This window comes from Vitreimonas sp. (genome assembly GCF_035627415.1).
Lineage (GTDB): Bacteria > Pseudomonadota > Alphaproteobacteria > Caulobacterales > Aquidulcibacteraceae > Vitreimonas.
Genome location: NZ_DASPLU010000038.1, coordinates 215794 through 227353 on the forward strand (window position 1 = coordinate 215794; position 11560 = coordinate 227353).

General features: G+C 68.2%; 8 protein-coding genes. 6 read left to right on the plus strand and 2 right to left on the minus strand.

Features of this window, described 5'->3' with window-relative positions:
• Position 1: 1 nt before the first annotated feature.
• Together VEA80_RS19850 and VEA80_RS19855 are read right to left on the minus strand one after the other, a co-directional pair.
• Positions 2-3166 (minus strand): multidrug efflux RND transporter permease subunit, encoded by a 3165-nt coding sequence (locus VEA80_RS19850; protein ID WP_325062535.1) that lies wholly within the window; start codon positions 3164-3166, stop codon positions 2-4.
• 24 nt (positions 3167-3190) lie between these two features.
• On the minus strand, positions 3191-4363 hold the full coding sequence (locus tag VEA80_RS19855; RefSeq protein WP_325062536.1) for an efflux RND transporter periplasmic adaptor subunit: 1173 nt from the start codon (positions 4361-4363) through the stop codon (positions 3191-3193).
• 247 nt (positions 4364-4610) lie between these two features.
• Here VEA80_RS19855 and VEA80_RS19860 point away from each other — a divergent pair, with 247 nt between their 5' ends.
• From VEA80_RS19860 to VEA80_RS19885, 6 genes are all read left to right on the plus strand, one after another.
• Positions 4611-5195: a TetR/AcrR family transcriptional regulator gene (locus VEA80_RS19860; RefSeq protein WP_325062537.1), complete on the plus strand. Its 585-nt coding sequence runs from the start codon at positions 4611-4613 to the stop codon at positions 5193-5195.
• 92 nt (positions 5196-5287) lie between these two features.
• Complete coding sequence (locus tag VEA80_RS19865) at positions 5288-5443, plus strand: hypothetical protein (protein ID WP_325062538.1); 156 nt, start codon at positions 5288-5290, stop codon at positions 5441-5443.
• A gap of 55 nt (positions 5444-5498) precedes the next feature.
• Positions 5499-6200, plus strand: coding sequence for a response regulator transcription factor (locus tag VEA80_RS19870; RefSeq protein ID WP_325062539.1), 702 nt, complete (start codon positions 5499-5501; stop codon positions 6198-6200).
• The gene (locus VEA80_RS19875; protein ID WP_325062540.1) at positions 6197-7795 is read left to right on the plus strand and encodes a sensor histidine kinase; all 1599 of its coding nucleotides are present in this window, start codon (positions 6197-6199) and stop codon (positions 7793-7795) included. Before VEA80_RS19870 ends, VEA80_RS19875 begins: the two co-directional genes overlap by 4 nt.
• Before the next feature lie 54 nt (positions 7796-7849).
• Entirely contained in the window at positions 7850-9340 is a 1491-nt protein-coding gene (gene xrtT, locus VEA80_RS19880; RefSeq protein WP_325062541.1) for an exosortase T, read from the plus strand.
• A gap of 15 nt (positions 9341-9355) precedes the next feature.
• The gene (locus tag VEA80_RS19885; protein WP_325062542.1) at positions 9356-11461 is read left to right on the plus strand and encodes a VIT and VWA domain-containing protein; all 2106 of its coding nucleotides are present in this window, start codon (positions 9356-9358) and stop codon (positions 11459-11461) included.
• The last annotated feature ends 99 nt before the right edge of the window (positions 11462-11560 follow it).

Consider the following 11560-nt stretch of genomic DNA (forward strand, 5'->3'; position numbering starts at 1 on the left):
GTTACTCCGCCGGAACCTCGGCCGCGCCGCGCCGTGTGCGCGGCAGGTAGCGCGAGAGATTGCGGGTGATGACGTAGAAGCTGGGCGTCAACAGAAGCCCGAGCAGCGTGACGCCGATCATGCCGGCGAACACCGCCGTGCCGATGGCGATACGCTGTTCGGCGCCGGCGCCCGTGGCGAAGACCAGCGGCGCGACGCCCAGGATGAACGCGGCCGAGGTCATGAGGATCGGCCGCAGGCGCAGGCCAGCGGCGCGCGTGGCCGCTTCCATCGGCGAAAGGCCTTCGTGGTCTTCGAGCTGCTTGGCGAACTCCACTATCAGGATCGCGTTCTTCGCGGCGAGGCCGACCAGCACGATGAGCGCGATCTGCGTCAAGATGTTGACGTCGAGCCCACGGATGAAGAGTCCGACGAGCGCGCCGAGGATCGACATCGGCACGATCAGGATCACCGCGAGCGGCAGCGTCAGGCTTTCATACTGCGCCGCCAGCACGAGGAAGACGAAGAAGGCGGCCAGCACGAACACGATCATGGTGTTGCCGGACTCTGTCCGTTCGATATGGGCGATCTCCGTCCATTCGTAGTCGAATCCCTGCGGCAGCACGCGCTCGGCGACGGCCTCCAGGCGCGCGATCAATTCGCTCGACGATGTGCCAGGCGCCGCCTCTGCCATCAGTTCCGCCGCGGGGTAGAGGTTGTAGCGCGGCACGCGGGCAGGGCCGGCGGATTCGCTGGCGGTGACGAGCGTCGAAAGCGGGACCATGCCGCCTTCAGCGTTGCGCACCCAGAAGCGCGAGAGATCATCGGCGCTGGCGCGGAACGCCCCGTCGGCTTGCGCGGTGACGCGGAAGGTGCGGCCGAGGAAGTTGAAGTCGTTGACGTAGGCCGAGCCGAGATAGACTTCGAGCGCCTGATTGATCTCGGAGACGGGCACGCCCATGGCCTCGGCCTTGTCACGATCGATCTCGATCCGGAGCCGCGGTGTCCGCGTTTCGAACAGCGTGAAGGCGCCGGCGACGCCCGGCGTCTGGTTCGCCTCCATCATCATCGCTTGCGCCGCTTGCGCCAGCGCCGCGTAGCCCTGACCGTCGCGGTCCTGGATCATCATCTTGACGCCGGAGCCGTTGCCGATGCCGTCCACGGCGGGAGGCCCGAGCACCAGCGTCTGCGCTTCCTGGAGCGTCGCGAGTGAGGCGCGCACGTCGTTGAGGATTTCATCTGCGCTGCGGCCGGTCCGCGCGCGCTCTTCGAACGGCGTCAAGCCGAAGAAGATGGTCGCCGAGTTGGTGGCCTGGGTGAAGGTGGCGGCGTTGAGGCCGACGAAACCCGGGTCGCTCTCCACGCCCTCGACGGCGCGGATGCGGCGCGAGGCTTCCTCGACCACGGCGCGCGTGCGCTGCACGGACGCGCCCTCCGGCAGCTGGATGAGCGCAAAGCCGTAGCCGCGGTCCATCGGCGGGATGAAGCCCTTGGGCGACATGATGAATGCGCCGGCGGTGACGGCGAGCAGCACCAGATAGAGAACTGCAACGCGCGGCGTCCGGCTGACGATGACTTGCGTCGTACTGCCGTAGCGGCCGGACAGCGCGTTGAAGGCGCCGTTGAAGCGGTCGAAGAAGCGCTGCAGCGGCGGCCACGTGCGGGCGTGTTCGCCATGCTCATGCGGCTTCAGCAGGATGGCGCAGAGCGCCGGCGACAGCGTCAACGACACAAAGCACGAGATCAACGTGGCGGTGGCGATGGTCAGCGCAAATTGCTGGTAGAACGCGCCGGCGACGCCGCTAATGAAGCCGACCGGTACGAACACGGCCGTCAGCACCAGCGCGATGGCGATGAGCGCGCCGCCCACTTCCGTCATGGAGACGCGCGCGGCCTCGTCGGGCGCCAGCCCGCGGGCGATGTTACGCTCGACGTTCTCCACCACGACGATGGCGTCGTCGACGACGATGCCGATGGCTAGGATGAGCCCGAACAGCGAGAGCGTATTGATTGAGCCGCCGAGGAGCGCCAGCACGGCGAAGGTGCCGAACACGGAGACCGGGATCGCCAGCACCGGAATGAGCGCCGCGCGCCAGCTCTGCAGAAAGAGGAAGACGACGAGCACCACCAGCGCGACGGCGATCACCAGCGTGATCTCCACTTCGTGGATCGATATCTCCACGAATTCGGTCGGGTTGTAGACGATCTCGTGGGTCAGCCCTTCGGGGAAGGAGGCCGAGAGCTCTTCCATCTCGTGGATCACGGCCTCGGCGGTTTCGAGCGCATTCGAGCCCGGGCGCTGGAAGATGCCGATGGCGACGGCGGGCTTGCCGCGCAGCAGCGCCGCCGAGGAATAGTCCGCAGCGCCCAACTCGACGCGGCCGATGTCGGACACGCGCACCAGTGCGCCGTCCTGGCCAGTGGCGACGACGATGCTGGAGAAAGAGTCCGGCTCGACCAAGCGCCCAGGCGCTTCAACGGTGAGTTCGAACGCTTGGCCGTTCGGCTGCGGCTCGCCGCCGATGGCGCCGGCCGCGACCTGGATGTTCTGCCGGCGCAATCCCGCCAGCACCTCGGTCACGGTGAGCCCGCGCGCGGCGATGCGCTCGGGGTCGAGCCAGATCCGCATGGCGTAGTCGCGGGCGCCGAACACCTGCGCGTCGCCGACGCCTTCGATGCGAGCGAGGCGGTCACGCACGTTGAGCGTGGCGTAGTTGGAAATGTAGATCTGGTCGTAACGCTCGTCCGGCGACAGCATGTGGACGACCAGCAGGAACGAGCCGGCGGATTTCTGCACGGAAATCCCGAGCCTGCGCACCTCTTCCGGCAGGCGCGGCTCGGCCGTGGAGATACGGTTCTGCACTTGCACTTGCGCGTCGTCGAGATCGGCGCCCAGCTCGAAGGTGGCGATGATCGAGAGCCGCCCGTCCGCGGTCGAATGCGAGGTGACGTAGGTCATCCCCTCGACGCCGTTGATCGCCTGCTCGATAGGCGCCGCGACCGTTTCGGCGATCGTCTCGGGGCTCGCGCCCGGATAGACGGCGTTGATCGTGATCGTCGGCGGCACGACCTCGGGATATTCCGAGAGCGGCAGCGTCGGGATCGCGAAGATGCCGAGCATCGTGATGACGATCGACAGCACCGACGCGAAGATCGGGCGCCGGATGAAGAAGTGTGAGAACCGCATGAGGGAGACTTCGTGCTGGAGTGATCAGCCTTGGCGCGCGTGCGCGGTCAGCGTCACCTGACCGGGCTGGGGCGTCACCGGCGCGCCGGGGAACGCGCGTTGTAGGCCGTTGATGATGACGCGCTCGTCGCCGTCGAGGCCGGTGCGGACGACGCGGAGCCCGTCGCCCACACGCTGGCCGAGTTCGACCGGTTGATACTGGACGATGTTCTCCTCGTTCAGCACGAGCACGTAACGGTGCGATTGATCCGCGCTGACGGCGACTTCGGGGATGAGCACGGACGGTGTTTGGTCCGGCGCGATGATGCGCACGCGGCCGAACTGCCCGGGCGTGAATCCGCCGCTCGCGTTCACGAAGCTCGCCCGGCCGCGGATCGTGCCGGTCTGGGGATCGACGGCGTTGTCGACGAAGTCGAGCCGGCCTTCGTGGAGGAACTCTGGTTCGCCTTCGAGCTGGAGCAGCACCCGGCGCGGTTCGCCGGAAGGCGTCGCCGCTGCCTCCGAGAGCAGCGATTCCGGCACTGCGAACTCGAAGTGGATCGGGTCGAGCGAGACGATGCGCGTCAGCACGTCCTCGCCGGCGCGGACGAGATTGCCGGCGTGAACGTGCGCATCGGAGATGCGGCCGGTGATCGGCGCGCGCACGTGCGCGTACTCGTAATCGAGCTGCGCCGTACGCAGCGCCGCTTCCGCGGCGAGCCTGCCGGCGAGCGCCTGTGCGGCGGCCTCACGGCGGGCTTCGAACTCTTCTTGGGAGATCGCGTCGAGTTCGAGCAGCGTCTGGGCGCGGGCAAACTCGCTGCCGGCGCGCGCGCGCTGCGCTTCTGCTTGGGCCACATCGGCGCGAGCGCGGTCGACCGCGGCGCGGAAGGGCGCAGGATCGATTGTGAAGAGAAGGTCGCCCTGACGGACAATTTGACCTTCGCGGAAATGCACGCGCTGGAGATAGCCGCTGACGCGCGGGCGCACGTCCACATCGGCCGCGGCGACAAAGCGGCCACTGTGCTCGGTCCAGCCCGACACCGATTCAACCAGCGGGCGCGCGACCGTCACCGTCGGGGGCGGCGGCGGCGCTTCCTGCGACGAAGCGCCCTGGATCGCCAGAAAGCCGGCGAAGCCGACGGCCGTGATCACCGCCGCGCCGGCGCCGAGCCGCGCCTTGGGCCCGAGCTGAAGCAAAGAAGTGAGCCGCTGCATGAACCAATCCCCGAAATACCTTGACCGGCGCAGGGAAATGACGATCGTCATGTCAAATGACGTTCGTCCTGGCATATGACGGTCGTCATCTGTTGCGCTGGGAGCCCGTATTTGGGCGCCGCAGGGGCTGGTTCAAGGCGAGCGCGGGGTGAGCCGCGAAAAAATTTGGCGTTCGGACGTTAAATCTGTGAAACCGATGAGCGCGTATGACGTCACATAAGCTTCGTCCAAGCAGCAGGGAGGATCGATGATCGCGGCGATAGGCGCTACCGCGGCGCAGAAGCGGAAGGAAGAAACCCGGCTTCGCATTCTGGAGACGGCGAGCCGCTTATTTCAGGAGCGCGGCGTCGATGGCGTCGGAGTCGACGAGATCATGCGCGAGAGCGGGCTGACGCACGGCGGCTTCTATGCGCATTTCGCCAGCAAGGAAGCCTTGGTCGAAGAAGCGTGCATTCGCGCCATCGACGCCAAGCTCGAGGATTTGCAGCAATTCATCACCGCCTTGGGCGACGACGCAGCGTTCGAGACTTATGCGCGGCGCTTCCTCAAGGGCGATCCGCGCACCGACAGCCCGACCTGCCCGATGGCGATGCTCGGCCCGGACATCGCCCGGCGCGAGCCGATCCAGAAGGCGTACGCCCAGCGCATTCGCCGCCTCATCGCCGACCTTTCCAAGCAGCTCGACTGCCCCAAGGACGACGCCATGCTGGTGCTCTCGGCGCTTGTGGGCGCCACCGTTCTCGCCGCGCAAACCAGCAGCGACAGCGTGCTCGCAAAACGCATCATCACGGCCGTGCGAGAGGGCCTCCTCGAGTGCGGCTCGTTCGAATAGCCGCGCGTCTGCACAATTCCTGCACGATAATTGACCAGCGGGTGCGCGGCGGCGGCATCGATCCTGCGCGCGGCTGGTCCAGGCTCGCGGCCATGGAAAAGATCACGCAAGCCGCGGTGCTGCGCGTCGGGCCGCGCGCGCCGCAGACCGCTCGACCGGAGACGTCCTCCGAGCGGCGCCCGCCGCGGCGGAGCGAGCCCGCGCCTCTCGTGGTGCGCTCCCGCCGCCGGTTCGACGATGTATTCTAGTTCGGGCGGTGACGGTCAGGCCGGGGCAGGGTATTCTGCGGTCGGAACCTGCCGCATGAGCCACCGCATCCTCGTAGTCGACGACGATCCGCACATCCGCGACGTCATCTGTTTTGCGGTCGAGCGCGCCGGCATGAACCCGGTCACGGCCAAGGACGGCGCTGAAGCGCTGCAGCGCCTCGAAGCCGGTGGCGCCGATCTCGTCGTGCTCGATATCGGCATGCCGGAGATGGACGGCCTCGAAGTCTGCCGCCGCATTCGCAGGAAGGGCGACACGCCGATCCTGTTCCTCTCGGCCCGTAGCGACGAGGTCGACCGCATCGTCGGCCTCGAACTCGGCGGCGACGATTACGTCACCAAGCCGTTCAGCCCGCGCGAGCTGGTGGCGCGCATCCATGCGATCCTGAACCGCAGCAAGCGCGCCGCACCGGCCGAACCGGCGGCCGACGTGCTGCGTCACGGCGCGCTCACCCTCGATGCGCCGCGCTTCCAGGCGAGCTATGCCGGCGCGCTGGTGCCGTTGACGGCGCTCGAGTTCTCGATCGTGCGCATGCTGGCGGCGCGGCCGGGCATCGTTTTCACGCGCGACCAGATCATGGATGCGGCCTATGCCGACAACGTCCACGTCTCCGACCGCACCATTGACAGCCACGTCCGCAACGTGCGCGCCAAGTTCGCCGCTGCCGGCTGCGCCGCGGTGATCGAGACCGTGCATGGCGTCGGCTTCAAGCTCGGCGATCTCGGCGCCACAGCGTGAGCGCGACGCACGACAAGTGGCGCCCGAGCATCGGTATGATCACCGCCGCGGTGATCGCGAGCGTGCTGGTGCTGCCGCTGGTGGGGCTGCTGTTCTTCCGCGTGTTCGAGAACCAGCTGGTGCGGCAGACGGAATCGGAGCTGATCGCCCAGGCCGCGATGCTTTCGGCCTTCTATGCGCGCGAGATCGAAGCGGCGCCGCGCGGGGCGTTTCCCGAAGGACCGCCGCGGCCGCCCAGCGATCCGGCGGTCGTGATCGACGAGCGTTACGCGCCGATCCTGCCTTCGCTCGATCTCGCCTCTTCGCCGATCCATGCCGCGCGGCCTGCGCCAATTCCTCCGGAGACGCCGCCGTCCGTGGCTGCGCTCGAAAGCGGGCGCAGGCTGACTGAGGTCACCACGGCAACGCAGAGGACAACCCTGGCCGGCTTCCGTCTGCTCGACGCCAACGGCGCCGTCATCGGCGGCCGCGAGGACGTCGGGCTCTCGTACGCGCACGTGGCTGAAGTGCGGGCGGCGATGGCCGGGCGTGTCCGCACCGTGATGCGCGTGCGGGACGAGGTCTCCGAGCCTCCGCGCATCTATTCGATCAGCCGCGGCACGAAGATCCGTCTCTACGTGGCGATGCCGGTGTTCGTCGACGATCGCGTGCGCGGCGTCGTTTACATTTCGCGCACGCCCGACAACATCCTGCGCGCGCTCTATCGCGAGCGCGACAAGGTGCTGGCGACGATCCTGCTGGCGCTCGCCGCCGCCAGCGCGATCGGTTTCGTGTTCGTGCGGACGATCGCCCGGCCGATGCGCGAACTGGCCTTGAAAGCGGAGGAGATCACCGCCGGCCGGATCGAGGCCATCGGCCCGCTGAAGCGCCACGGCACGCGCGAGCTCGCGAGCCTTGCCGACAGTCTCATGATCATGGCGCGGCGTCTTTCGGATCGCTCCGACTATCTCAGCGGCTTCGCCAATCACGTCTCTCACGAGCTCAAGTCGCCCTTGACCGCCATCCGCGGCGCGGCCGAGCTGATCCGTGACGCGGAGAGCACGATGACGCCCGAGCAGCGCGAGCGGTTTCTCTCCAATCTGCTCGCCGATACCGAACGCATCGGCGCGCTGCTCGACCGGCTGCGTGAACTGGCGCGCGCCGACAATCCGATTCTGGGCGGCGCGACGTCCCTCAGCGAGGTGGCGCAAGCGCTGCGCGCACGCTTCGAGGGTTTGGCAGTGGAGCTGCAGGCCGAAACGGCGCCGCCGGCGGCGATGTCGGCGGAGAACGCCGATATCGTGTTCGGACACTTGGCGGACAATGCGCTGCGGCACGGCGCGTCGCGGCTCTCGATCGGCGCGCGCGAGCAGGGGGCCAAGCTGGTCGTCGAGGTGGGCGATAATGGCGCAGGGATCTCGGAAGGAAACCGCGCGCGCATCTTCGATCCGTTCTTCACCACTCGGCGCGCCGAAGGCGGCACGGGCATGGGGCTCGGCATCGTTCGCGCGCTGCTGCGCGCCCATGGCGGCGACATTGCTTTGGCTGAGAGCGCCGCCGGCGCGGCGTTCGTGCTGACGCTGCCGATTGCACGCGAGCTGCACACAAGCTCCTGAGCGGTTGGGCACAGCCGCGATCGCGTCTGCATAGTCTACCAATAACCTCACGGCGTGTTCGGTCATGCCGTTTCCTTGCGCTTCGATCTCGGCCGCATCGCGTTCGCGGCGGCCGCCATCGTGCTGGCGGCGGGACCGCTCGCGTGGCTGGTCGGCACTTGGCTCGATCCGGCGTTCGATTCGCACGGGCTTATCTATTTCGCCGCCTTCCTCGGCCTCGCAGCCTGGAGCGCCACGAGCCCGTTGACGCGTCGCGGCGGCGAAGCCGGCGTGCGCATCGCCGTGGCGCTGCTGGCGGCGACGGCGCTCGTGCGCTTGGCCGGGCAGATCCTCGCCGTCGACACGATCGGCGCGCTGGCGCTGGTGATCGACGTTTATGCGCTTGGGCGCCTCGCCGGGTTGCATCGCCGCGTCCGCGCGCTCTCGCCATTCTGGCTCGCGGTGACGTTCGCGTTCGCGCTGCCGCTCGAGCGTATCGTGCAGCGTTCGATCGGCTTTGCTCTGCAGGACGTGTCGGCGCGCGGCGCATGCGGCGCGCTTTCGGCGCTGTTCAGAGATGTGCAGTGCGCGGGGGTGCGCATCACGGTCGAGGGCGCCGACGTTCTCGTGGATTTGCCGTGCTCTGGCGCGCGCGCTCTGATCATGTTTGCGCTCGCGTTCGCTGTGGCGGCGTCGCTTGCGCGCCCGCGCGGGCTAAGCGCCGTGTTCGGCGGCGCACTGGCGCTGGCGGCGGCGTGCGTCGGCAACGTGCTGCGCATCACGCTGCTCGCCGCCGGCGTCGCGCTCGGTCCAGATCGTCTCGGTTTCGACGTGATGGCGCAGCCCTGGCACGACATCGTCGGCCTGGTCGCGCTCGCCGCAGTATGCCCCGTTCTCATCCTATGGGCGCGCGGCGTCTCACCGGCGCCGGCCAAAACCGTTACGTCCGTCGCCGCCGTCCCGCCGCGCATAGAATCTACATCACGCACCTGGGCCGCCAGCGCCTTTCTGCTAGCGGCCGTCGCCATCATCGCCACACCGGCGCGGCCGGTGGATGTCGCCGCGCGTGACATCTCCATCGCGGCGCCCGAGCGGATCGGCGATCTGCGCGCGGCGGCGCTTCCACTGAGCGATCGCGAGCGCGCCTATTTCGAGCAATATGGCGGCGCTGCCGCGAAAGCGGCGTACGGTCCGTTCGCGCTGCTGCTGACGCGCACGACCTCGCCGCTGCGCCACTTGCACGCGCCGGACGAGTGCCTGCGGGGGCTCGGCTATCGCGTCAGCTATCTCGGCATGCGCTTTGCGCCGATCCCGAGCGCGCACTACCGCGCCGTCGCGCTGGATGGAACCGCGTATCGCGTCGAGGTCAGCTTCCTCTCAGACCGCGGCCACCGCGCCGCGAGCGTGTCGGAAGCGGTTTGGCTTTGGCTTGCCGACCGTTCGACGGTTTGGACCGCGGTTCAACGCATCTCGCCTGAAAGCGCCAGCCCGCATCAACGCGAAGACTTCGACGCCGGCGTTTTCGCCGCGCTCGATCAGCCTCGCGGAACCACTCACTCGCCCTGAACCAGGAGGAAAAGCATGTTCGCCAGGCGGTGCGTCATCATAGTGATCGGAGCGTTGTCGCTGCTTGCCGGCTCGCTCGCCCGCGCGCAGAACGGCGCTGATCCGAGCGAAGCTCTCGGCGGCCACATGCGGGCGGAGGTGGATGGCCGGAGTCTCCTGCTGCCGCTCGCCAACAGCGACTTCAGCGTCTCGATCGACGGCGATCTCGCCAACGTGACCTTGGTGCAGACATTCGAGAACCCGACCGACACGCCGATCAACGCCACCTATCTCTTCCCGCTCAACGAAGACGCCGCCGTCTACGCCATGACCATGGAGGTGGGCGACGAGATGATCGAGGCGCAGATCCGTCGCCGCGAGCAGGCGCGTCAGGAGTTCGAACAGGCGCAGCGCGAGGGCCGCGCCGCAGCGCTCTTGAGCCAGCACAGGCCGAACATGTTCACGCAAGAGGTGGCCAATCTCATGCCCGGCGCACGCGTCCGCGTGACGCTGCGCTACGCGCAGAGCGTGCCGCGCGTCGACGGCGCCTACGAACTGGTGCTGCCGCTTGTCGTCGGCCCGCGCTATAATCCCGCGCCGCGCGCGCAGGCGCAGACCGTGAGCGGCAGCGAAGGCGCACCGGCCGCCGACGAGTCCTCAGGCGCATGGCGCATCGGCCCGCCGCCGGCCTACCCAAGCGGCGTATTCGGCCTCTCGCTGCCGGGCGAGATTGCGCCGGAGCGCGTGTCGATCGCGATCGATCTCGAAGCGGGCATGCCGATCGGCGATGTCGCCAGCGCCACCCACGCGCTCACGATGAGCGGGGAGGGCCGACGCCGCCGCATCGCGCTCAATGAGGGGCGGGTGATCGACAATCGCGATTTCGTGTTGCGCTACACGCTCGCCGGCGGCGCGGTGCAGACGGGCGTGCTGACCCACGCCGATGCGCGCGGCGGCTTCTTCAGTCTCGTCATCGAACCGCCGGCGGCGCCGCGCGAAGCCGACATCGCCGCGCGTGAGATGGTGTTCGTGCTCGATACGTCCGGCTCGATGAGCGGCGAACCGATCGAGGCGAGCAAGGCGTTCATGCTGCGCACGCTCGCGGCGCTGCGGCCCGGCGACTATTTCCGCATCATTCAGTTCGGCTCGACGCCGCGGGAGCTCAATGCCGGCCCAGTGCCGGCGACGGCTGCGAACATCAGCCGCGCGCAGGCTTATGTGCGCGGCATGAGCGCGGGCGGCGGCACCGAAGTCGCGCCGGCCCTCCGGCAGGCCTTCTCCGTCCCGCAGCAGCCGAACACGCTCCGCATCGTCGTCTTCCTGAGCGACGGCTATATCGGCAACGAAGCGGAAGTGCTGCACGACATGGCGGCCCGGCTCGGCTCGGCGCGCGTTTACGCCTTCGGCGTCGGCACGTCGGTGAATCGTTATCTCTTGTCGGAAATGGCGCGCCGCGGCCGCGGCTTCGCGCGCTACATCGATCCGACCGAGACCTCGTTCGAGGCGGCGCAGGAGTTGGCCCAGCGGCTCGAGGCGCCGGTGCTGACGGACATCCGCATCGACTGGGGCGGGCTCGAGCCCAGCGGTGTTACGCCGGCAATCATCCCCGACCTCTTCGCCGGAGATTCCTTGCGCCTGATGGGCCGCTTCACCGGTTCGCGCAGCGCGACGATCACGGTGCACGGCAAGGTCAACGGCCGCCCAGCGAGCCTGCCCGTGCGCGTCACGTTGTCGGACGTGCAGGCGCCGGCGTCGGCTTCCGCGTCGGCCATCCCGGTGATGTGGGCGCGGGCGCAGGTGGGCGACTTGATGCGCGACTATACGAGCCCGGTAGAGTTGCGCGCGTCAGGGCTGAACGAAGCGCAATTGGAAGAGCGCGTCACGGCGCTCGGACTCGAGTTTGCGCTGGTCACCGATTGGACCTCGTTCGTAGCCGTGTCGCGCCAAGCGGTGAACGCCAATCCGGGTTCGGCGCAAGCCGCCGATGTGCCGCTGTCGATGCCGCGTGGCGTGGGCCCTGAGGCCTATGGCGAGATGGCGTTTGGCGGCGCGTCGACGCCGGAGCCGAGCTTCTTCCTCCTGCTCGCACTGCTCGCCGGCCTCATGCTCTATGGCATGCGGTTACAGCAGCGCGCCGCCTAAACCAGTGCGCCCCGGCTGCCCTGCGGTCGGGGCGCTTTGTCTCGTACGCCGAAAAGACGGTTCGCCTACGCCGGGCGCGATCACCGCACTTTGGACATG

What these genes read in the sequence shown, in the direction of transcription:
- VEA80_RS19860 (WP_325062537.1), top strand. Translation starts at nt 4,611, where the DNA reads ATGATCGCGGCGATAGGCGCTACCGCGGCGCAGAAGCGGAAGGAAGAA.
- VEA80_RS19855 (WP_325062536.1), bottom strand. Translation starts at nt 4,363, where the DNA reads ATGCAGCGGCTCACTTCTTTGCTTCAGCTCGGGCCCAAGGCGCGGCTC.
- VEA80_RS19885 (WP_325062542.1), top strand. Translation starts at nt 9,356, where the DNA reads ATGTTCGCCAGGCGGTGCGTCATCATAGTGATCGGAGCGTTGTCGCTG.
- VEA80_RS19865 (WP_325062538.1), top strand. Translation starts at nt 5,288, where the DNA reads ATGGAAAAGATCACGCAAGCCGCGGTGCTGCGCGTCGGGCCGCGCGCG.
- VEA80_RS19850 (WP_325062535.1), bottom strand. Translation starts at nt 3,166, where the DNA reads ATGCGGTTCTCACACTTCTTCATCCGGCGCCCGATCTTCGCGTCGGTG.
- VEA80_RS19870 (WP_325062539.1), top strand. Translation starts at nt 5,499, where the DNA reads ATGAGCCACCGCATCCTCGTAGTCGACGACGATCCGCACATCCGCGAC.